A 21,441-nucleotide genomic window follows, 5' to 3' on the forward strand; every position below is an offset into this window, starting at 1 on the left:
CTCCGTGGGAGTCCCCAGTCGGGTCCCCAGTGAGGTGGCCTCAATCGGCGGCGCGCCGGTTGCCGACCTCGTCCGGGTCTGTCGCAGTCTCGGCGGGCCGGACCTCCCGACCGTCGAGGGCGATCGGCTCGCTCGACGTGAACGCCGTCGGCAACCGCCGCTCGGCGAGCTGGGCATCGCCGTCGCCAGGTGAGGGCGGCTCGATGAACTCGGCTGGTTCGACGCCCGTGGGCCACACGTCGAGGTTGGAGAGGTAGAAGCTCATGATCGGAAGACCGCCCGGGCCCGTGCCGTGTGACATCGGCGCGCCGGCATCGCGCCGGACCGGCCGTCGGCGCGCTACCTTCAGCCCGCCGACCGGGGCGTGATCGTCGAGAAGGAGCAAGCAGCCCGATGAGTGGTGGATTGATGGCCCTGTGGGACGACATCGCGTCGCTCGCCAAGATGGCCGCGGCGTCCGTGGACGACGTCGGCGCGGCTGCCGCCAAGGCGAGCGCCAAGGCCGCAGGCGTGGTCGTCGACGACACGGCCGTGACGCCGAACTACGTGCGCGGCGTGGCCGCCGCTCGCGAGCTGCCGATCATCAAGAAGATCGCCATCGGCTCGCTGCGCAACAAGCTGCTGCTCATCCTGCCGGTGGCGATGCTGCTCAGCGAGTTTCTCCCCGACGCGATGCCGTACCTGCTGATCCTCGGCGGTCTCTTCCTGTGCTTCGAGGGCGCCGAGAAGGTCTACGAGCTGTTGACCGGCACCCACGAAGAGGAGCTTCCGTCGCCCGAGGAGCTGGCAAGCCCCGAGCACGAGAGCCGGGTCGTTCGTGGTGCCGTGCGCACCGACCTCATCCTCTCGGCCGAGATCATGGCGATCTCGCTGGCGTCGGTCGAGGACGAGCCGTTCGTCACCCGGCTGCTCATCCTGATCGTCGTCGCCGTCGTGATCACGATCATCGTGTACGGCGTCGTCGCCCTCATCGTGAAGATGGACGACATCGGACTGAAGCTGGCCCAGCGGCCGTCGGAGTCGAGCCAGCGCATGGGCAAGCGCCTCGTCGAGGCGATGCCGAAGGTGATGAACGTGCTCGGCCTGGTCGGCACGGCGGCGATGCTCTGGGTCGGCGGCCACATCCTGCTCGTCAACATGGCAGAGGCCGGCTTCCACGGTCCCGAGGACGTCGCCCACGACGTGTCCCACTGGTTCCGCGACCTGTTCCCGTCTGCGCTGCAGGGAGTGGCCGGCTGGCTCGGCGACACGGTCACGTCGGCGATCGTCGGGCTCGTCGCCGGGGCGATCGTCGTCACCGTGCTCCACCAGCTCCCCCGGTCGACGAAGGCCCACTGAGCCGCGGCCGGTGAGATCGTGCCTGGCACTCTCTCACCGCCGGCGACGCCGGGCTCAGGTGTAGCTGCGGGCCTGGATCTCGAACAGGTCGGCGTACTGGCCACGGCGCCGGAGCAGCTCGTCGTGCGTCCCGACCTCGACGACGTGGGCGCCGTCGAGAACGACGATGAGGTCGGCGCTGCGGACCGTCGAGAACCGGTGCGAGACCAGCACCGTGATGCGGCCGTTGTCGTTGGCGGCCCGTGCTGCGGCGGCGTAGCGCTCGAACAGCGAGTGCTCGGTCTCGGCGTCGAGCGCCGAGGTGGGCTCGTCGAGCACGACGACAAGGGGTTCGTCGCGCATGAAGCCCCGGGCCAGCGCGAGCTTCTGCCACTGCCCGTGCGACAGCTCGGCGCCGTCGTCCCAGGTGGGTCCCAGTTGCGTTGCGAGTCCGGCGGGGAGGCGTTCGACGACGTCGGTGGCGCCCGACCGGACGATCGCTGCGTCGACCGCATCGATGGAGTCGAGGCGCTCGAGATCACCGACGCCGACGCTCTGTGACGCGACGTACTCGAAACGGAAGAAGTCCTGGAACGCTCCCGCCATCCGGCGACGCCACGCGCTCGGCGACATCTCGGTGACGTCGATGCCGTCCACGGTCACGATCCCGGAGGTCGGCCGATACATGCCGGCGAGCAGCTTGACCAGCGTCGACTTGCCGGCGCCGTTCTCGCCGACGATGGCCACGACGGTTCCCGCCGGTATCTCGAACGTCGCCCCGTCGATCGCCAGGCGGTCGGTTCCGGGATAGCGGAACGAGACGTCGTCGAACCGGATGCCGGTACGCAGGCGGCCGGGCGGTTGCTGCGTCGCTCGCTTCTCGGCGGCGGCCGCGTAGTCCTCGAGCCAGGCGAGCCGGACAGACGACTCCATCCACACGCCACGCAGGAACCCGAGCTCTCCGGCCGACTGCGCGACGTATTGCGACAGCCGCTGCCCGGCGGCGACCACCAGCACGACCTCGGCGACGCTGCGGTCGAGCCGGCGAGCGACCCAGGCGATGCCGAGGGCGTAGGCGGCGCCGAAGACCGCCCACGCCGCCGCCGACCAGCGCGCCGACACCCACCGGGCGCCGGCGACGGGCCGTTCCCACGTGGCCCGGGTGGCGCGCCGCCGCGACCGCAGCTCGGGGCCGAGACCGGCGAGGCGGACCTCCTTGGCCGGCCCTGCGGTCGTCGCCACGTCGAACACGTGGCGGGCCAACCGGTCGTGGTGGGCGTTGGCCTCGAAGACCCGGTTCTCCACACCGGGCCGCCAGAACGACACCGCCAACGCCGGGGCGCCGAAGGCGAGCAGCAGGACGAGGGCGGGATGCACCGAGGCCAACAGGGCGGCCGTGATGACGAGCCGGACGATCAGGGCGATGTTGGTCAGCATCGACGAAAAGAGGTGATCGAGCGCGAACGACTGATCGCGGAGGAGAGCGAGACGGTCGAGGTAGTCCGGTCGCTCCTGGTGCTCGATCGTCGGCACGCTGGCCTGCAGGCCGGCAATGTGTCCTTCGACGTGCATGGCGAGACGGTCACGGAACCGCCTCGAGACGCGGTCGTTGATCACGCTGAGGTACCACGTCAGCGTGGCCGAACCGGCGAGTCCGGCCGCTGCCGTGTAGACCCGGCCCCGGTCGCCGTCGACGATGCCCTCGGTGAGGATCTTCAACCAGAGCGCCAGCACCGCGTCGGGGAGCATCGTCAGCAACGTCATCCCGAGCGACAGGGCCAGCAGCCGCGGCTCCACCCTCCACCCCAAGCGCATCAATCGCCACATCGCCGGCAGCGGCCGCGGCATCGGCTGGTCCGCGTCGGGCGGAGTGGCGAGGCCCGAATCAGGCGAGCTCATCGAGGACCACCTCCTCCCCCGTCTGCTCGTCCACCTCGACGAAACGGGACGCTTGCAGGTCAAACATCCGCCGGTACCTCCCGTCGAGAGCGATCAGCTCGTCGTGGGTCCCCAACTCGACCACCCTGCCCTGTTCGAGCACGCAGATGCGGTCGGCCTGGCGCACCGTCGAGAAGCGGTGCGAGACGAGCACGGTGGTGCGACCGCGGGTCGCCGCCAGCACGCGCTCGAAGATCTCCGCCTCGCCGCGCACGTCGAGTTGGGCCGTCGGCTCGTCGAGCAGCACGACACCGGCACCCCGCCGGACCGCCGAAAGTGCTCGGGCCAGTGCGACGCGCTGCCACTGTCCCCCCGACAGGTCGGTGCCACCGGGATAGCCGGTGGCGAGGATGCGATCGAGCGAGGCCACACCAGATCCGCCAGCATCCGCCAGGGCCGCTTCCAGTTCACCGTCACTCACCCCGCCTCCCGGCGCCAGGTTGTCGCGCAGCGTGAAGTGGTAACGGACGAAGTCCTGGAAGACCGCAGTGACGTGGCGCCGCCAGACGTCGAGGTCGAGGTCGCGAAGGTCGGTGCCGTCGACCTCGACCGCTCCGGACGTCGGGTCGTAGAACCGGCAGATCAACTTGGCGAGCGTGGTCTTGCCGGCGCCGTTCTGCCCGACGATGGCGAGCGACGTCCCGGCCGGCACGGTGAGATCGAGCCCGTCCAGCACCAGGGGCCCGTCGGGGTAGCCGAACGAGACGTTGCGGAATCGCAGTTCCGGCCCTCGTCCCCGTGCCGGGGTCGCCGTCCCGCCAACACCGCTGGGCAGTCGGCCGGCCTCGCCCATCGACGCCGACAACCGGGAGATCGCCGCCACCGGCGCCGCCATGCCGTCGAGCGCCCAGCCCAGCCCACCGAAGGCGATGCCGCTCACTCCGACGGCGGCCTGGGTGGCGATGAGCGCCGCCCCGAGCCCGAGTCCCCCGTCGGCGGCCCGCTCCGCCAGCGACCAGAACACCAGGACGTTGGATGCGACGAGCGCGAGCAGGCACACGATCGTCGACCGCTCCCGGAGCCGCGTCGCCTCGAACTGAAGGTCACCGAGTACGCGGCGCTGGGCCCGGAAGCGATCGACGATCCAGTCGCCGAGACCGAACAACCGCAGTTCCTTGGCCGCCGGGGGGTCGACGGCAAGACGATACGAGTACTCCGCGTGGCGCTGGGCCCTCTGCACCTCGGGCGTGTTGCGGTCGTGCCACACGGCGCTCTCGCGCAACAGGACGTGGGTCGATGACCATGCGGCGACGAGCAGGATCGCCTGCCACCACCCCAGCGTCGCCAGGACCACCGCCGACGAGACACCGGTGACGATGAGCACGAGGCCGTCGCTGATGAAGTTCATCGAGTACGACACCGGTGGTCCGGTCATGCCGATGTCGAAGTCGCGCGCCATCGTCAGGTCACCGATCAGGTCCGGGCGCTCGAGGTGGGCGATCCCGGCCGGCGACGTCGTCACCTCCATGAGGCGATCGTGCAGGTAGGTGGAGACGCGCTCGCCGAGTGAATAGCCGACCGCCTCGTGCAACGGGCCGACGACCTGGGCGGCGACGAAGAGCAGACCGAACACGGTGAGCGGCGCGCCGAGTCCCCGACCGTGCTCGATCTCGTTCACCAGCCAGCCGACGGTGATGCCGAGCAACGGCGGGAGCACGCCGCGCAGGATCAGTCCGGTCCACCAGCAGAGCGCCCGTGCAGGCGCGGCACGCCGGACGGCGGCGAAGAATCCCCACTCCGGACTGGACGACATTCGAGGCACAGTCCTCCATCGTTGCCGACGGGCGATATCCGTCGGTCCGGGACGCGCCGGACCGCAGTTCTCACGGCGACGACTGTCCCGTCCGCTGCGGCGGGTACACGGAGCAGGACCAGGGAGGTGCGACATCGCCAGCAGGATCATCGAGACGATCGCGAGGGCCGACGGCGTGACGCTCGCGCTCATCGTGCTGGCGATGGTGCTCGCCGAGAGCCTGATCCTCACCGACTTCGTGGTGCCCGGCGAGGTCGGCCTGGTCGCGGCCGGCGCCGCCGCCGCCCACAACGACACGGCGATCGCGCTCGTGATCGTGGCGGCGACGATCGGGGCCGTCGCCGGCGACACCGCCGGCTACACCGTCGGGCGAACGGTCGGCACTCGTGCGATCGATCGATGGCGGTGGTTGCGCAGATTGCGCCCGTCCGTCCAGCGAGCGCACCGGTACTTCACGAAGCGGGGCGGTGTCGCCGTCGCCGTGGCCCGCTGGGTGGGCGCCCTGCGCGCCGTCGTGCCGGTCGTCGCCGGGACCGCCGGGATGCCGGCGGCCCGCTTCCTGGCCTGGGACGTTCCGAGCGCGGCGGCGTGGTGCACGGTGGTCGCCACGATCGGCTTCGTGTGGGGCGACGACATCGCCGACGTCGTCGACCGGGTCGGAATCGGCGTCTCGATCGCCGCGATCGCCGGCATCGTGCTCGTCGCGTTGATCTGGCGCCGTCGCAGGACGACCGAGGGGTCGTCCCCCGGTGACGCCCACGAGACGAGCCGGGCCGATCTCGTGGACGTCCATGGTTGACCGGCGGTGCTGACGGGTACCGGTGGCCAGGAGAGGACGATGGACCGACCGAGTGATCCGCCCGCCGCACCAGCGACGGCACGGCGACTGCATGCCTTGGACGCCATCCGCTCGTGGCCCGGCGAATCGCGCCGGCCCGCGAGCTGGCTCATCCACGTGCACCACGAGCCCAACCGAGTATCGGAACGCGAGCTCGTGTGGGAGCGCGTGGAGCCGTGGGAGCGGATCGTCGCGGCGCGCGACTTCGAGGAGCGGGAGTGGCCGGTTCCTCACGCCGCGTCGGTTCGCTCGGCCATTCGCTACCACGTCCCCGCCGATCGACGCGCCGCCGTCGACGAGCTCGACCTCGGCCTGGTCGTGGATGACGACGGCTTGGTGGAGGTGGTCGGCCCCGACCTGCGGACCAACCTGCTCGCACTCAACCTGATGCACGACGTGGTGACGGGGGTGCTCGCCCCCGGCGACGCCCGCCGTCGCTACGCCGACGTGACCACCACCGCCCCCGACGGTCCGCCTCACGCCGACCTGGTCAAATGCCGGTTCGACGATGTCACTCCGCTCGAGCCGGGAGCGGTGCCTCCGAGCGATCCACAGCCGGTCCCGCCGGCCGGCGCCTCGGCGCCATCCGGCAGCGTGCCGTCGACTGCGTCGCCGATCGTCGGGGTACACGAGGCCATGCCCACACCTCCACCCGACTCGGATCCGACGAGCAACCGCGACACCGACCAGGTGAACGAGCGCCGGATGACCCGTCGCCACGGGCACGATGTGGACGAGGCCGCCGAGCGGTCCTCGGGCTTCGATCTGGACGATGACCGTAGCGGTGACGATGCCGGTGACCGGCAGGCGTCCCCCGGCGAGGCGCCGGCATGACCATCGCCGTGGGCTGCATCGTCGGCAGCACCTCGTCCGTCTCCATCAACCGCAAGCTGCTGAACGGGGTCATCGCGCTCGAGCGCGAGCGCGACGTCGGCGAGGAGGATGCGATGGAGTTCATCGACATCCCGATCAATCACCTCCCGCTGTACACGTACGACGCCGACGACGACTATCCGCCAGAAGCCCTGGAGCTCAAAGACGCCATCTCGCGCAGCGACGCCCTCATCATCGCCACACCCGAGTACAACCGGTCCATCCCGGGTGCGCTCAAGAACGCCATCGACTGGGCATCGCGGCCATACGGCGAGAGCGCCTTCACCGGCAAGCCCGTCGGGATCGTCGGCGCGTCGGTCGGCGCGCCCGGCACGGCGATGGCTCAACAACACCTCCGCAACATCCTCGCCTACCTCGACGCGCCGACACTCGGACAGCCGGAGATCTACGTGCAGTACACCGAGGAGCGATTCGCCGGCGACGGCACCATCATCGACGCGTCCACCCGGGAACTCCTCGGCGACTGGCTGACCGCCTTACGGGACTGGATCGGGCGGGTCGCCCACGATCGCGCCTGATCGGGCGGTCCGGAGCGCGACTGCGCTCGGCCCGAGAGCGGTACATGGGGTCATCGACACTGAGCTCATTCCCCTCGTCGAAGACATCGCTCGCCGGCTCGCCGGGCGTCAGGTGGCCACCGCCGAATCGTGCACGGCCGGCCGGGTGAGTACCGCCCTGGCGTGCGCCGACGATGCCCAGTCGTTCCTCCGCGGCGGGCTCGTCAGCTATCAGGTGCAGACCAAGCGGCGTCTCCTCCACGTCGATGCCGACAGCGTCCTCAGTAGCGAGGCCGCCGTCGAGATGGCCGTCGGAGCGTGTCATCATCTCCACGCCGACGTGGCGGTCGCCACCACGGGTCTCGCGGGCGGCGAGCCGCAGGACGGCGTGGAGGTCGGCACGGTGTTCATCGCCACGTGTGTGTCGGGCCGGACGGCCGCCCGCCGATATCGATTCGACGGCGACCCACTCGAGGTGTGCGACGCCGCGACGCGTCAGGCGCTCATCGATCTCGCCCGGGCCCTACGGGCCACGGAGAACGGAGACATCGGCCCGTCGACCGGGACGGTCGGTACCAGGCCCGGCTCGAGCGAGCCGACTGCCGACATCGCGCAGGGGGTACCCAACGGTCATGACGCTCTTCGGTAGTTCGCCCGGCCCCGACGAACGCGAGCCGTCGCAGCCCTGGGCCTGCCAGCTCATCAGCTTCGAGATCGCCGGCGGGGTGGTCGTCCTCGACCTGATCGCGCTCGAGGACCGCCCGGGCTTCGCGATGCAGTGGCCTCGATCGACGCCGTTCACCGTCCACTTGGCCGTGGCTCACGTGCCCGTTCGTGCCGTCGAACGCGTGCTGCGGGCGTGGACCGACTCGAGCGACGTCGTGGCGATCACGCACGGCGAGACCGACGGCAGGGTGTGGCTCAACTTCGCATCGGACAACACCAGGCTCGTCACGCACCTCGCCGACCCCTCACCCGGTTCGCGCCGCTGACACGCCGGGAACGCATCGTTCCGACCTGGCCGGCGTCGTCCGCCCACCGCTCAACGTGCGGCGAGGCGGCACACGTTGGCGGCGAGCAGCCGACGGGCCAGAACCAGGCGGCTCGGGCCGTCGAGACCGACCAGGCTCGAGACTCGCCGGCCTGATCGCGCGCTCGCCAGCTCGACCACGGCGGGAACGACCACTTCAGGTACCCGCCACGTCGTCGGACCCATCACGAGCCGCCAGTGCCCGTCGGAGATGGGTTCGGCCCGGGGGCAGTCCGTCGCCCACGAGATCACGTCGTCGTCACCGAGGGTGTCGGCCAGAGCGGCCGCCCTCACGAACCCGGTCCGGTCGTGGATCGGGACCCCGCGGGCACGCACACGATCGACCGTCGCCTCCACGTCGGCACCCCTCAGCGTCGAGATGGCAGACTCGACAGCGTGCTCGATATCGACGGCCAGCCGGTTGCGCCTCTCCCGCGGGTGACCAAGCGGGAGCGGCAGATCCAGGTCGCTCGCGCCGTCGCGTAGCAGGCGTTCGATCACGCCCCGGTACGTCCGGGCGAACACGCCAAGCGTCAGATGCAGAGACGGCTGGTCGATGGTCTCGGCGCGGTGACGGACGCCCGCCGGGATGTACAAGACGTCACCGGGTCCGACGTCGAGGTCGCCGAGGCCGACGACGCTCCAGCGCTTGCGCCCGAACACCTGCAGGGCAAAGACCTCGTGGCCGTCTGCGTGCTCGCCGAAGCCCTGCGCCCCGGCCGGCGCGAGGTAGGCGTTGAGCTGGACCGGATGCCCGGCGTCGGCGGCGAACTCATCGGCAAATCGTGCGGCTGGAGGCCACGTTCGGTGCAATGACTGCAGCACCACCGTGGCGCCGCCGCGCATGAGCGCCGCGACCCGCAGTCCATCGACCGTGCCGTCGACCAGCCGACCGCCGAGTCGCGCTGACGAGCAGTACTCCTCGGGGTCGACCGGTCGACCGTCTTTGATCATTCGAACCGTCGGCCGTCGCGGCGACGAACCGATCAGCGCGTCGACGTCGTCGAGGGACAGCACGTGGTCGAACGACCCCGCGCCCCGGCGCCAGAGCGGCGCCCGTCCCCACTGCCGGTCGAGGAACGGTTCGAGGTCCCCGACGACGAGTTCGAACGCGCTCGGCGACGACTCAGGCTTCGTCGCCGGTGTCCTTCGTTCCTTCGCCGCCGGCGTCCCGATCCTCCTCGGCTTCGGTCGGCTCGTCACCGGTGTCGGCGTTGCCGCCCCCGCCGGTGTCGCGGTCTTCATCGTCTTCAGTGGGGCGCTCGTCGACCAGGTCGGCATCGGTGATGGAAGCATCGTCACTCATGCCCGCCCGTACCCACGGGACATCGGCAGCAGACCTGACGGGATGTGCCGGCACGTCCCGTCAGACGTCGTCGGCGAAGAAGCCATCGGGTCCGACCGGCCGACCGAGGCGCGGCGCGTAGATGCCGAAGAAGACGTCGGCGATCAGTTCACGCCGGCTGTTGACGCCCGCCTTCTGGAAGACCGTCTTGAGGTGATCCTGCACCGTGTAGGTCGACACCTGCAGCGCGGCGGCGATCTCCTTGGTGGATGAACCGCGCAGGACTTCGACGACGACATCGGTCTCACGGGAGGACAAGCCGATGGCCGCGCTCAGGATGGCGACGACATCGGGCGGGCCGGCCTCGTCGATCGTGACGATGCCCCGCCGATCGCCCAGCGGAGCGCTCCGCATGACCAACCAGGTGCCGTCGGCGGTGCGGGCCCGCTGAGCAACCGTGCGGCCGTTGGCGGCAGCGACGGCGACGGCCGAGAGCACCGACGGCTGCGATCCGTGCCCGCGATCGGCCGCCCCGAGGCGCTCGAGCCAGCGTTGGGCCGCCGGCGTCGCCTCGACGACGTCCGCACCGTTCACCACCACGACGGCCGGCCCCTGCCGCTCCGGATCGATCTGGACCGGTTCGACGACCGAGCGTACGAGCGAGGCTCTGACGGCCGCCGTGATCGGCGGAGCGACGAGGCGCAGGAACCGCTGCTCGTCGTCGCTGAACGCAGCCGCACCCGTCCGGCGCATGAGCCCCGCCCCACCCCAGCCGGCGCGCCGGTGGCGCAGCACCACCCGCAGCTCCTGACCGATCCCCATCGAGGCGAGATGCTCCCCGACCTCGGCGTGGCCGGCGCTCGCCGGCGGGCTGGAGGTGGCGTCCTGCACGATCAGCGGGGTCTGGGCCGAGAGCAGCCCGCGGTAGTGGCCAGGCGCCTGGGTCACGTACTCGAGCTCCATGAAGCGCACGGCATCGTTGCCGCTCTCGTCGAGATTGCGGCCGACCGCCGACGTCAGCATCGTCGTCGCCGGGTCGAACGTGCTCCAACACGACGCGTCGGCCGGCACCACCTGGTCGACGAGGGCGTCGACGGCACACAGCAACTCGGCCGTCACCAGCCCGCGGGCCGACAGGCCCGCCAGCTCTCCGGCCACCCGCTCCGCCCGCAGCTCGCTCCACACGACCCGCATCTTTGCAGCCGTTGTCGCGAGCCACCATCCCATCAATCTGGGAGGGCTGCTCCACCCCAGATCTCCGGGATCGACGGCCAGCCGGTGGCGGCGCAACATGCCGTCGTCCGCTGCAGTTCGCCGCGGACACGCCATCGAAAGGACCACGACATGATTCCGGTGACCCTCAACCACGTCGCTCTCGACGTCGCCGATCGGGAGCGCTCGATCACCTTCTACGCCGAGTTGCTCGGCGCCGAGGTGGTCGCCGAAGACTCCGAGCACAGGATCACCTTCCTGCGGCTGCCCGGCTCGGATCGCTACAGCGACCTCGCTGTCCACGAACACCCCGACCTCGCCGGTGCGTACCCGCCGCACCAGATTCGGATGGCCCACATCGGTTGGGAGGTCGACGAGCCCGCCCATCTCGTCACGGCGTTCGACTTCTTCACCGAGCGGACACGGGTGGTGCTCGCGGCCGACTTCCGAGTCGCCCGTTCGGTGATGGGCCTCGATCCCGACGGCCACGTCGTCGAGTTCGAGCTGTTCACCCCAGGCGCCACCGGCGAGCCGGGCTTCGCCGTCCTCGACATCGACGCCCTGCGAGCGGTCGCGCTCGCCTGATTCCTCCCGGTGAGGAGGGACGGAGCCGTCGCGGCGCGGAGTGGTCTTCCGGCCCTACTGGGTGCCCGACGGCGACGGGATACTCGACGTCATGCCGTCCGACAACATGGTCCCGTCACTGCAATTCCTGGGCGGCACGGGAACAGTGACCGGCTCGAAGTACCTCGTGCGGACCGATTCCAGCCGAGTGCTCGTCGACTGCGGTCTGTTCCAAGGTCTGCGGGCACTCCGGACCCGGAACTGGGATCCGCTGCCCTTCGACGCGGCGTCGATCGACGCCGTCGTGCTGACGCACGCTCACGTCGATCACTGCGGTTACCTGCCGCGCCTGGTCGCGGCGGGCTATCGGGGACCGATCTACGCGACACCCACCACCGGCGACCTCGTCCGCATCGTCCTGCCGGACTGCGCCCACCTGCAGGAGGAGGAGGCCGAGTACGCCAACCGCAAGGGTTTCTCGAAACACGATCCGGCGCTCCCCCTGTACACGAAGGAGGACGCCGAGCGGGCGCTCTCACTGCTGCGGCCGGTCCCGTTCCACACCGACGTCGGCATCACGCCCGACATCGGCATCCGCTTGTCGCGGGCCGGTCACATCCTCGGTGCGGCAACGGTGCGACTGACGCTGGGACGGTCCGGTCGATCGGTGGGGTTCAGCGGAGACCTCGGCCGCGGAAGTCATCCGTTCCTCGTTCCACCCGATCCTCCGCCGGCAGTGGACACCCTGCTCGTCGAGTCCACCTACGGCGACCGGGAGCATGTCGACGAGGATCCGAGCAACCGGCTCGCCGAGGTCATCGAACGCACGGTGGGCAGGGGTGGCAGCGTCCTCATCCCGGCGTTCGCCGTCGACCGGACCGAGGTGATCCTGCATCACCTCGCCCGCCTCGTCGCCGAGGGTCTCGTTCCCCGCGAGATCCCCGTGTTCGTCGACAGTCCGATGGCGCTCGCCGCACTGCGCGTCTATCGAGAGGCGATCGCCCGACGCGATCCCGACATCCGTCCGGACGACGCCGGCGCCGACCCGTTCGCCGTGCCCCGGCTCACCGAAGTCCACGACGTCGAGCACTCGAAGGCCCTGAACCGCCCGTCGGAGCCATCGATCGTCATCTCGGCATCGGGAATGGCGACCGGTGGACGGGTGGTCCACCACCTGGCCCACTGGCTTCCCGACACTCGCAACACCGTGCTGCTCGTCGGCTACCAGGCGGACGGGACCCGCGGGCGCGTGCTGATCGACGGGGCGAGCGAGCTGAAGATGCTCGGCCGGTACGTGCGGGTCCGCGCCGACGTGGTCACCCTCCCCCAGTTCTCGGTCCATGCCGACGCCAGCGAGCTGCTCGCGTGGCTGGCCGCAGCGTCGCCGGCGCCCGAGACCGTGTACGTCGTCCACGGTGAGCCGACCGCCAGCCGCTCGCTGGCGGCTGCCATCGCCGACTCGCTGGACTGCACGACGGTCGTCCCCCGCTACGGCGAGCGCGTCCGCCTCGACCGGCTGTCCTGAGCGGACCCGCTGGTCGTCACTCCGGCGAGGCGCGGCGCACGGATCGGACGGCGGGGTGATCGGCGACGAGGAAGCGCCGACCGGTGATCTCGTTGGGGACGATCCGGATGATGCGGGGCTTCGGCGACAGCTGCCACGGGAACAGCGGCAGATCGGCGGCGTCGAAGCGCTCGTGGAGGTTGCGCACCTCGGTGGCCCGTCCCTTCACGATGACGCTCCACGCGATCCCCTCGACGGCATCGTATCCATCGGCCTCGAACGCCACGGCGTCGGTCGTGGCGATCGATGCCAGCTTCGTCCCCTCCGCCGTACGGAACACGACGGTGCCATGGTCGACGATGAAGTTGATCGGGAAGATCTCGGGACCTTCCGCCACCACGACGGCAAGGCGACCGACGTCGCTCTCGCGCAGGAGCTCGAGACAGTCGTGCTCGTCGAGGACCTCGACGCCGGGCTGGCCGAGCGGGCGTTCGACGTCGGGGCCCATCAAGCCGGCTCCGCCGAGGGGATGACGACGACCGGGCACGGCGCGTGATGGACGACATGCTGGCTGACCGAGCCGAGGAGCAGGCCGGCGAAGCCGCCGCGTCCGCGGGATCCGACGACGACGAGTGACGCGGAACCGGCGGCATCGAGAATGGCGCGGGCCGGCGTGTCGTCGACGACGAGCGGCTCGGGCGGCGCGACGAGACCGTGCAGGTCGGCACGGGCGAGCTGGTCGGCGACGAGTCGACGGGCGTCACGCTCGAGGTACGGGTAGTCCACGACCGGCGTGACGGGAACGACGAGTGGCACGATCGCCGGCTGCCACGCGTGGACCACATCCAACGCCGCGTGCCGGGTCCGGGCCTCGTCGAGCGCCCACTCAAGCGCCCGCTGCGATGTCGGGGACCCGTCGACGGCGACCACGATTCGCTCCGATGATCCCGCCTCGGCGGGCCGGGACTCGCGCACGATGGCGACGGGGACCTTCGAGTGGTGCGCGCACTGCTGGCTCACCGAGCCGAGGAGCATGCCGCGGAACCCTCCGAGCCCGCGAGCCCCGACGACGAGCAGATCGGCGTCCTCCGACGCCTCCAGAAGCGCACGGGCGGGGAGGTCGCAGATGACCCGCTGCTCGATCGTCTCCGCCTCGTCGGCAACAGCTCGGGCGATGATCGCCCGCAATGCCGACGCGGCGTCCGCTTCGGTGTAGTCCGGGCGGAACGCATCGTCGCTTGTGCCGTCGTGCTGACCGAGGAAGCTCCACGCCAGCACGGCCGTGAGCGTTCCACCCCGCAGATGTCGCTCACGGACTGCCCATCGCACGGCTTCAGCGGCCGCTGTGGACTCGTCGACTCCGACGACGATGCGTCCCATGGCTGTAGTGTCGGCCCGGCGGACCACTCGTCACTAGGGCTGACCGACCGCCGGATCACGGGACTTTCGGCCCTGTGACGATGACCTGCTGCGTCGACGAGCCGTCCCCGGGTGTGTGCTACGCCCCAGATCAGGACCATCGACCCTAGGCACCCCGGGTGGCTGGGCCGATCGTGAAGCCATGACATCATCCCGCGTCGCGGTCAAAGGTCGCCGCCTCGCGATGCGGACCGGGTGACGTCGCGGCGGTGGACATGCCGACTGAGACGCACGGCGGTGCCGCAATCGGGCTCTCGACCCTCGAGGCCGCTCGGCGCCGGTCGAGCGACGGCCCGAACCGGCTGCCGGCGCCGGCCCGTCCCCGCTGGATCCGCCAGCTGATCGCTCAGCTCACCCACTTCTTCGCCCTGCTGCTCTGGGCGGCTGCCGTGCTGGCGGCGGTCGCCGGCATGCCCCAACTCGCCGTCGCGATCGCGGTCGTCGTCGTGGTCAACGGCCTGTTCGCCTTCGCCCAGGAGCACCGCGCCGAGCGGGCCGCCGAACGTCTGCACGATCTGCTCCCCCGCCGGGTGACCGTGCGGCGCGACGGCGACGTCGTCGAGATCGATGCCGTCGACCTGGTCACCGAGGATGTCGTTCTGCTGCGGTCCGGCGACCGGATCTCCGCCGACCTGCTCCTGCTGGAGACCAGCTCCCTGGCCATCGACACGTCGACGATGACCGGCGAGAGCGTTCCTGCACACCCCGAATCCGGCGACCGGGCCGACGCCGGCACGTTCGTCGTCGAGGGCGAGGGCGTCGCGATCGTGACGGCGACCGGCGAACGTACCCGCCTCGCCGGGCTCGCCGAACTCACGCAACGGGGCGGGCGGCGCCCGACCCCGCTGACCGCCGAGCTCGACCGCCTGGTGCGGGTCGTCGCCGTGATCGCGGTCGGTGTCGGCGTCGGCTTCTTCGGCATCTCGCTACTGGTCGGGACCCCGGCGACCGACGGGTTCCTGTTCGGCATCGGCGTCATGGTCGCCCTCGTCCCCGAAGGCCTGCTCCCCACCGTCACGCTGTCGCTCGCCGTCGGGGCCCAGCGCATGGCCGGCCGCAATGCGCTCGTCCGCCGACTCGAGGCGGTCGAGACGCTCGGCGCGACGACGTTCATCTGCACCGACAAGACGGGCACACTCACCCGCAACGAGATGACGGTCATGGCGATCTGGACACCCTCCACGGAGCTCGTGGTCACCGACAGCTCCGGGTACGACCCGACGCAGCCGCTGCAACTCGACACCGACGCCCACCGATCGGTCGGCGAGCTCGTGTCGACCGCCCACCGGTGCTCCGACGGCTCGGTCGTCCTCGACGACCATGGTCGCTGGACCGCAGTCGGCGATCCGATGGAGGCGGCCATCGACGTCGTCGCCCGGCGGCTCCGGCTCGAGCCGTCGCCAACAGCGAGCACGAGGTTTCCGTTCGACCCGCACCGCCGGCGCATGTCGGTGCTGCACGGCACCTCGTTGAGTGTGAAGGGCGCGCCGGACACCACGCTTCCCCGCTGCACGCCGGACCCGGGAGCCGCTGACGCCGTCGAGCGGTTCGCCCATTCCGGCTGGAGGGTGCTCGCCGTCGCGCAGCGAACCATCGCGCCCGGCGGCGAGGTGCAGGCCGCCGATGCGATCGAGAACAATCTCGAGCTCGCCGGCCTGCTGGCCTTCGCCGACCCGCCTCGACCCCACGCCGCGGAGGCACTCGCCGCGTGCCGACGGGCCGGCATCAAGGTCGCCATGGTCACCGGCGACCACCCCGCCACCGCCCGCGCCATTGCGGAGGAGGTCGGGCTCAGGCTCGATGATGCGCCGGTCCTGCTCGGGGCCGATCTCCCCGAAGATGGCGAGGTCCTCGGTGCGCTCGTCGATCGGGATGGCGCCGTCATCGCTCGCGTCGCTCCCGAGGACAAGCTGCGCATCGCCGAGGCCCTCCGCCGACGCGGCCACGTGGTCGCCATGACGGGCGACGGTGTGAACGACGGGCCGGCACTGCACGCCGCCGACATCGGCATCGCCATGGGCCGGTCGGGCACCGACGTCGCCCGCGAATCAGCCGACCTCGTCCTGCTCGACGACGACTTCGCCACCGTCGTCGCCGCGGTCGAACAGGGTCGGGCGACCTTCGGCAACATCCGTCGCTTCCTCACCTACCACCTCACCGACAACGTCGCCGAGCTCACGCCGTTCGTCGTGTGGGCCCTGTCGGGCGGCCGCTTCCCGCTCGCCATCGGCGTGCTGCAGGTTCTCGCCCTCGACATCGGCACCGATCTCGTGCCCGCCCTCGCCCTTGGTGCCGAACGCCCGCGGCCCGGGCTGCTCGACCGACCCCCGATCAGCGGCCACCTCGTCGACCGCCCCCTGCTGGTGCGGGCGTTCGCGCGACTGGGGCCCACGGAGGCGGCCGTGTCGATGGCTGCGTTCGTCGCATCGCTCATCGCCGTCGGTTGGCGGCCGGGTGCCGACGCCCCGACCGGCGTGGCGCTCTACACCGCCTCCGGGGCAGCGTTCGCCGCCATCGTGGTCGGACAGATGGCGACCGCACTGGCCTGTCGCAGCAGCCGCCGGTGGGTCGGCGACGTCGGCGTACGGGGGAACCGGCTCCTGCTCGCGGCCATCACCACGGAGATGGCCGCCCTGACCGTGTTCCTCGCCGTGCCCCCGGTGGCCCGACTGCTCGACCATCGACCGCCATCGACGCTCGGCTTCGCCGTCGCCCTCCTCGCCGTGCCCGCCATCGTGGCCGTCGACTGGGCCGACAAGCACCAGCGGTCGCGACGCCCTCAGGAAGGCCAGCCCGCCGATCACAGCCACCCACTGCACCGCCGTCATCAACCTCACCTGAGCACATCTACAGCAAGGAGCCCGTCATGACCGAACGCGTCCACCAGTGCCCGTATTGCGAACTGCGCTTCGGCTACGCCAACGACCTCAAGGACCACGTGATCCACGACCATCCGGACCACGCCGAGGCCTTCCTCACGGTCGAACCCCACGAACTTCCCCACTGAACCGCGGCGCCGGCGGGCATCCGCCGACGCGATCCAAGGAGCACAACACCATGACGAAATTCATCCACCACCTCGAACTCGACGTTTCCTTCGAGAAGGCCGTCGAACAGGTCAAGCTGGCCCTCGCCGATCAAGGCTTCGGCGTGCTCACCGAGACGGATCTGCAACAGACGTTCCACGACAAGCTCGGCATCGACACCGCTCCGCAGGTGATCCTCGGCGCGTGCAATCCTCGGCTCGCCCATCGAGCCCTCGAGATCGACCCCCGCGTCGCCGTTCTACTGCCGTGCAACGTCGTCGTTCGTGACCACCACGGCCACACCGTGGTCGACGCGTTCGAACCAGCCGTGATGGCCACCCTCACGGAGAACTCCGAGCTCGCGGCCGTCGCCGACGAAGCGTCCGAACTCATCCGAGAAGCGCTCGACAAGCTGGCCGACCGCTGACGCCGAGCGTCGCTACGGCGAGGCCTCCAGCTGCCCGACCTCCTCGACCGGTTGCGAGCCGGCCGGGAGGTCGAACAGCGTGAAGTACTCCTCTTCCTCCTGGGCGAAATGGAGCGTGAGGATGGCGTGGAGCCCGTAGAGCAGCTGCCGGAGGTCGCCGACGTCGCCTTCATCGGGGTGCTCGGGGTCGATGCTGTCGAGGAGACGCCCGAGCCGGCGAACGAGTCGCTCGATCTCGGCGTGGGCCCGGCCCATCGTCGCCGTGGCTCCCTCGATGCCGAGGATGCGCTCGACGATCGGGTAGAGCTCGCGACCTTCGCTCAGCTCGTGGGGCAGGAGCTGTTCGATCAGGATGCCCTGGACGCGCCGGACCCGTGCCATCGCACCAGGGTCCGGACGCGCGCTCAGCGCGTCGGCGGTGGCTCGGAGGTCGTCGAGCCGCGGCCGCAACGCTGCGTGGTCAGCGATGATGCGCCGGGCAAGGTCGGCGTCGGCGGGGCTCATCGCATCACGCCGGCGCGTCGAGAATCGCGCCCGCAGAGCGTTGAGGATCGCTGCGGCGTCGATGCCCTCCTGGGCGAGGGCTCCGACGACGGGGGGCAGCAGCCCGACCCCGGCGATTCCCATTGCCACCAGCGACAGACCGATGCCGACCAGCACGCTCTGGCGGGCGATTCGCATCGTCCTCTGTGCGATGTGCATCGCATCGGCGACGCGGTCGAGGCGATCGGTCATCAACACGGCGTCGGCGGTCTCGGCGCTGGCGACGCTGCCCGTGCCGCCGATGGCGACTCCGACGTCCGCCTCGGCCAACGCGGCGGCGTCGTTGACGCCATCGCCGATCATCAACGTCGGCCCGTGCGCCCGTTCGTTGCGGACGATGTCCACCTTGTCGGCGGGGCTGCACTCGCCGCGGACGACATCGATGCCGAGGAGCACGGCGACCGATTCCGCCGTACTGGAGCGGTCGCCGGAGACCATCACGGCGCGGGTGATGCCGTGCTGCCGCAGCGTCCGGATGGTGCGGCTGGCGTCGGGCCGGACGGGATCGTCGAGCAGCACGGCCCCGGCCGGCTGTCCGTCGATCGCCACGAACACGGTGAGCGCCCCGTCGAGCTGGGCCCGCCGGCGGATCGCCGACGCCCAACCGGGCGCAGCGTTGGCGGCGGCCCAGGCCGCCTTCCCGACCGCCACGAAGTGATCGCCGACGCGACCGCGTGTCCCCGCCCCGGGCACCTCCTCGACCAGGTCTGGTTGCTGCAGCGACAGGCCCCGGTCGCGAGCGGTGCGGACGAGCGCGGTGGCCAACACGTGAGACGACATCTGGTCGAGGGACGCGGCATACCGGAGCAGCTCGGACGCCGGCCACGGTCCGGTGGTGACGATGTCGACCACAGAGGGTCGTCCGAGGGTGAGCGTGCCCGTCTTGTCGAGGAGGAGAACCTTCGACCTGGCGAGCTGCTCGAGGACTGTGCCGCCCTTGACGATGACGCCACGCGATGCGGCACGAGAGATTCCCGACGTGATGGCGACCGGCGCGGCCAGTACGAGCGGGCAGGGCGTGGCGACCACGAGCACCGCGACGGCCCGGGTGGCGTCCCCGGACAGCACCCACGCGGCGATGGTCGCCACGGCCGCAGCGAGGAGGAACAGGCCGGCGTAGCGGTCGGCGAGGCGGACGAATGCGGCGTTCGCGGCATCGGCCTCCGCCGCCTCGGCGAGCCGGACGATCCCGGCATACGTGCTGTCGGCGGCCGTGGCCGTCGCCCGCATCCGGAACGGAGCCCCTGCGTTCGTCGCCCCGCTGCGCGCCGGGTCGCCGGTGGCGAGCTCGACGGGCACGTGCTCGCCGGTCAGGGCCGACTCGTCGATCACCGCGGCGGTGCTCTCGACACGCCCGTCGACGGGGATGACCTCACCGATCTGGACGACGAGCAGATCGCCAGGCACGACGTCGGCGAGCTCCCGGGAGATCAAGCCGGCGGCCTCGACGCGATGGACGTGTCGCGGGCTGCGGTCGCGGAGCGCTCGCAGCTCACGTCGCGCTCGCCGAGTGGCCCGGTCCTCGAGTGCGCGACCGGTGGCCAGCATCAGGCTGATCACGGCGCCGGCGAGGAACTCGCGGGTGAGGAACGTGCCGAGGAGCGCCGCCAGGGCGATCACGTCCACGCCGAGGCGGCGGCGTCGCACGCTCGACCAGATCCACCAGGCCGCAGGACCGACGCCGACGAGCGTGGTCGATGCCCACACCACGTCGGCGACCTGCCGGGCGCCGACGAGCCACGCCACGATCCCCGAAGCCGTCGCCGCTCCCGCAACGAGCAGCGCGCGCTCGGAGATCGAACGGGGAGCGCGGTGCCCGTCGGCCTCCGCGCTCGGCACGTTCACGGCTGAGCGCGCGGCGCGGGGGCGTCGGCGACGGTCGGCGGTCGAGACGCCGCCGGCGGACGCGGGTCCACCGGGTGTGTCCGTCCGGCGAGAGGCATACCTCCAGCGTGCGTGATCGATCGCGCCGATCCAAGGGCCACAAGTCCCATCACCGGGGGGGAAACGGCGATGCTCGGTGATCGGTCCGGGGACCTTCGGCCCTGGCCCGCAGCCGCTCACCGGCAGACGATGTCAGCAGTGGCCGTCGGTCAACGAGAGGAGATCGGCCCGTGAAGACCAAGGATGCGACCAAGGAGTTCCTGTCGAAGCGACGGATCGCGGTGACCGGGGTGTCCCGGACGCCGAAAGGCCACGGCAGCAACGTGGTCTACCAACGGCTCCGTAGCCGCGGCTTCGAGGTGTTCGCCATCAATCCGAACGCCGACCAGGTCGAGGGGGACCCGTGCTACCCCGACCTCGCATCGGTGCCCGGCGGCGTGGACGCCGTCGTGATCGCCACCAGTCCGGCACGGGCCGAAGCGACGATGCGAGAGTGCGTCGAGCTGGGCATCAGCCACGCCTGGATGCACCGCGGTCCGGGGCCGGGAAGCGTGTCGGACGCGGCGACGACCTACGGGCGCGATCACGGGATGACCGTCATCGACGGTGGGTGCCCGTGCATGTTCGATCCGACCGCTGATCTCGGTCACAAGGCGATGCGTGTGGTGTTCGGGTTGACCGGAAGGATCCCCAAGCAGGTGTGAGCCGGCCGGCGCGAGGGCCCGACCCGATGGAGCACGTCGTCATTCCGCTGGATCTCATGCACGCGCGGGCCGCCGGCGATCTCGCGGCCGGGCTCGTCGGCCCGTCCGGCCACCGCACGGCTGCGACGCCGTCCTGGCACATCACCGTGGCCTCGTTCGAGCCGGTGTCGCCGTCGGTCAGCCGGCAGGTGGTCGCCGCTGTCGCGGCGCGCACCGACCCGTTCGTCGTGCACGCCCACGGCTACGGCCTGTTCGTCGGCGCGCACGGGTCCAGCCTCATCATGTACGTCCCGGTGGTCCGCGGGCCGAGACTCGAAGCCCTCCGGGTCGACCTGCATCGATCGCTCGAGGACGCCGGTGTCCGCGTCGCGCACTGGCTCGATGCCGACCACTGGACGCCGCACATCACGCTGATCGACCGCGACATGGCCGAGATCGACGTCGCGAGACTCGCCGCGTTCGTTCGCCAACGGCAACATCCGAGCTGGCACGTTCCCGTCGGCGAGCTCGCCGTCTCGACGGCACACGGCGAGTACTCGGACCCGATCACGCTGGGCGTTCGCTGACGCGTCGACGGGTGTCCGTCGTGGCGGCGAGCATCCCGCT

Annotated in this window: 22 protein-coding genes; 13 read left to right on the plus strand and 9 right to left on the minus strand. The window is 70.8% G+C overall.

The genetic code is table 11. The annotated features are described in order from the left end of the window. Nucleotides 1-40: 40 nt before the first annotated feature. Complete coding sequence (locus DN771_RS13455; RefSeq protein ID WP_162941911.1) at nt 41-265, minus strand: hypothetical protein; 225 nt, start codon at nt 263-265, stop codon at nt 41-43. A 128-nt stretch (nt 266-393) separates the two neighbouring features. Between DN771_RS13455 and DN771_RS13460 the strand changes: the two genes are divergently transcribed. After that, nucleotides 394-1,338: a DUF808 domain-containing protein gene (locus DN771_RS13460; RefSeq protein ID WP_116998064.1), complete on the plus strand. Its 945-nt coding sequence runs from the start codon at nt 394-396 to the stop codon at nt 1,336-1,338. 54 nt (nt 1,339-1,392) lie between these two features. On the opposite strand, the gene DN771_RS13465 is transcribed toward DN771_RS13460, so the two are convergent. Both DN771_RS13465 and DN771_RS13470 read right to left on the minus strand, forming a co-directional pair. Continuing rightward, nucleotides 1,393-3,216: an ABC transporter ATP-binding protein gene (locus tag DN771_RS13465; protein ID WP_205528577.1), complete on the minus strand. Its 1,824-nt coding sequence runs from the start codon at nt 3,214-3,216 to the stop codon at nt 1,393-1,395. Continuing rightward, complete coding sequence (locus DN771_RS13470) at nt 3,203-5,008, minus strand: ABC transporter ATP-binding protein (protein WP_116998066.1); 1,806 nt, start codon at nt 5,006-5,008, stop codon at nt 3,203-3,205. The genes DN771_RS13465 and DN771_RS13470 overlap by 14 nt, the downstream gene beginning before the upstream one ends. A 175-nt stretch (nt 5,009-5,183) precedes the next feature. Between DN771_RS13470 and DN771_RS13475 the strand changes: the two genes are divergently transcribed. From DN771_RS13475 to DN771_RS13495, 5 genes are all read left to right on the plus strand, one after another. Beyond that, nucleotides 5,184-5,807 carry a DedA family protein gene (locus DN771_RS13475; RefSeq protein WP_116998067.1) on the plus strand — a complete coding sequence of 208 codons (624 nt, stop codon included), beginning with the start codon at nt 5,184-5,186 and terminating at the stop codon, nt 5,805-5,807. Nucleotides 5,808-5,846: 39 nt separating this feature from the next. After that, nucleotides 5,847-6,680: a hypothetical protein gene (locus DN771_RS13480; protein ID WP_162941912.1), complete on the plus strand. Its 834-nt coding sequence runs from the start codon at nt 5,847-5,849 to the stop codon at nt 6,678-6,680. Continuing rightward, nucleotides 6,677-7,258 carry an NADPH-dependent FMN reductase gene (locus DN771_RS13485; protein WP_116998069.1) on the plus strand — a complete coding sequence of 194 codons (582 nt, stop codon included), beginning with the start codon at nt 6,677-6,679 and terminating at the stop codon, nt 7,256-7,258. The genes DN771_RS13480 and DN771_RS13485 overlap by 4 nt, the downstream gene beginning before the upstream one ends. Nucleotides 7,259-7,343: 85 nt before the next feature. Next, nucleotides 7,344-7,886: a CinA family protein gene (locus tag DN771_RS13490; protein WP_227462349.1), complete on the plus strand. Its 543-nt coding sequence runs from the start codon at nt 7,344-7,346 to the stop codon at nt 7,884-7,886. Beyond that, nucleotides 7,870-8,229: a hypothetical protein gene (locus DN771_RS13495; protein ID WP_116998071.1), complete on the plus strand. Its 360-nt coding sequence runs from the start codon at nt 7,870-7,872 to the stop codon at nt 8,227-8,229. Before DN771_RS13490 ends, DN771_RS13495 begins: the two co-directional genes overlap by 17 nt. Nucleotides 8,230-8,279: 50 nt before the next feature. Here the strand turns inward: DN771_RS13495 and DN771_RS13500 are convergent, their stop codons facing one another. The 3 genes from DN771_RS13500 to DN771_RS13510 all read right to left on the minus strand — a co-directional run bounded on the left by DN771_RS13500 (nt 8,280) and on the right by DN771_RS13510 (nt 10,737). Next, nucleotides 8,280-9,284, minus strand: a complete 1,005-nt coding sequence (locus DN771_RS13500; protein WP_116998072.1) for a JmjC domain-containing protein — start codon at nt 9,282-9,284, stop codon at nt 8,280-8,282. A gap of 109 nt (nt 9,285-9,393) precedes the next feature. Further along, complete coding sequence (locus DN771_RS29495) at nt 9,394-9,573, minus strand: hypothetical protein (RefSeq protein ID WP_162941914.1); 180 nt, start codon at nt 9,571-9,573, stop codon at nt 9,394-9,396. A gap of 60 nt (nt 9,574-9,633) precedes the next feature. Further along, complete coding sequence (locus tag DN771_RS13510) at nt 9,634-10,737, minus strand: helix-turn-helix transcriptional regulator (protein ID WP_162941915.1); 1,104 nt, start codon at nt 10,735-10,737, stop codon at nt 9,634-9,636. A gap of 159 nt (nt 10,738-10,896) precedes the next feature. On the opposite strand from DN771_RS13510, the gene DN771_RS29500 reads away from it, so the two are divergent. Together DN771_RS29500 and DN771_RS13515 are read left to right on the plus strand one after the other, a co-directional pair. After that, on the plus strand, nt 10,897-11,349 hold the full coding sequence (locus tag DN771_RS29500; protein ID WP_162941916.1) for a VOC family protein: 453 nt from the start codon (nt 10,897-10,899) through the stop codon (nt 11,347-11,349). 91 nt (nt 11,350-11,440) lie between these two features. Beyond that, on the plus strand, nt 11,441-12,853 hold the full coding sequence (locus DN771_RS13515) for an MBL fold metallo-hydrolase RNA specificity domain-containing protein (protein WP_205528579.1): 1,413 nt from the start codon (nt 11,441-11,443) through the stop codon (nt 12,851-12,853). A 16-nt stretch (nt 12,854-12,869) separates the two neighbouring features. On the opposite strand, the gene DN771_RS13520 is transcribed toward DN771_RS13515, so the two are convergent. Together DN771_RS13520 and DN771_RS13525 are read right to left on the minus strand one after the other, a co-directional pair. Then, nucleotides 12,870-13,340 carry a pyridoxamine 5'-phosphate oxidase family protein gene (locus DN771_RS13520; RefSeq protein ID WP_116998075.1) on the minus strand — a complete coding sequence of 157 codons (471 nt, stop codon included), beginning with the start codon at nt 13,338-13,340 and terminating at the stop codon, nt 12,870-12,872. Continuing rightward, nucleotides 13,340-14,212, minus strand: coding sequence for a universal stress protein (locus DN771_RS13525; protein ID WP_116998076.1), 873 nt, complete (start codon nt 14,210-14,212; stop codon nt 13,340-13,342). The genes DN771_RS13520 and DN771_RS13525 overlap by 1 nt, the downstream gene beginning before the upstream one ends. A gap of 254 nt (nt 14,213-14,466) precedes the next feature. On the opposite strand from DN771_RS13525, the gene DN771_RS13530 reads away from it, so the two are divergent. Genes DN771_RS13530 through DN771_RS13535 form a run of 3 tightly spaced genes read left to right on the plus strand, consistent with a single transcriptional unit; the run spans nt 14,467 to nt 17,704 of the window. Continuing rightward, complete coding sequence (locus DN771_RS13530; protein ID WP_116998169.1) at nt 14,467-17,121, plus strand: cation-translocating P-type ATPase; 2,655 nt, start codon at nt 14,467-14,469, stop codon at nt 17,119-17,121. Beyond that, the gene (locus DN771_RS29505; RefSeq protein ID WP_162941917.1) at nt 17,118-17,258 is read left to right on the plus strand and encodes a hypothetical protein; all 141 of its coding nucleotides are present in this window, start codon (nt 17,118-17,120) and stop codon (nt 17,256-17,258) included. Before DN771_RS13530 ends, DN771_RS29505 begins: the two co-directional genes overlap by 4 nt. Nucleotides 17,259-17,308: 50 nt before the next feature. After that, the gene (locus DN771_RS13535) at nt 17,309-17,704 is read left to right on the plus strand and encodes a DUF302 domain-containing protein (protein ID WP_116998077.1); all 396 of its coding nucleotides are present in this window, start codon (nt 17,309-17,311) and stop codon (nt 17,702-17,704) included. Between the two features lie 12 nt (nt 17,705-17,716). Here DN771_RS13535 and DN771_RS13540 read toward each other — a convergent pair whose 3' ends face one another. Next, nucleotides 17,717-20,086, minus strand: coding sequence for a heavy metal translocating P-type ATPase (locus tag DN771_RS13540; protein ID WP_116998170.1), 2,370 nt, complete (start codon nt 20,084-20,086; stop codon nt 17,717-17,719). A gap of 275 nt (nt 20,087-20,361) precedes the next feature. Between DN771_RS13540 and DN771_RS13545 the strand changes: the two genes are divergently transcribed. After that, complete coding sequence (locus DN771_RS13545; protein ID WP_116998078.1) at nt 20,362-20,835, plus strand: CoA-binding protein; 474 nt, start codon at nt 20,362-20,364, stop codon at nt 20,833-20,835. A 56-nt stretch (nt 20,836-20,891) separates the two neighbouring features. Next, nucleotides 20,892-21,401, plus strand: coding sequence for a 2'-5' RNA ligase family protein (locus tag DN771_RS13550; RefSeq protein ID WP_162941918.1), 510 nt, complete (start codon nt 20,892-20,894; stop codon nt 21,399-21,401). Nucleotides 21,402-21,441 lie beyond the last annotated feature (40 nt).

Origin of the sequence: Desertimonas flava, assembly GCF_003426815.1 — a bacterium.
Taxonomy (GTDB): domain Bacteria; phylum Actinomycetota; class Acidimicrobiia; order Acidimicrobiales; family Ilumatobacteraceae; genus Desertimonas; species Desertimonas flava.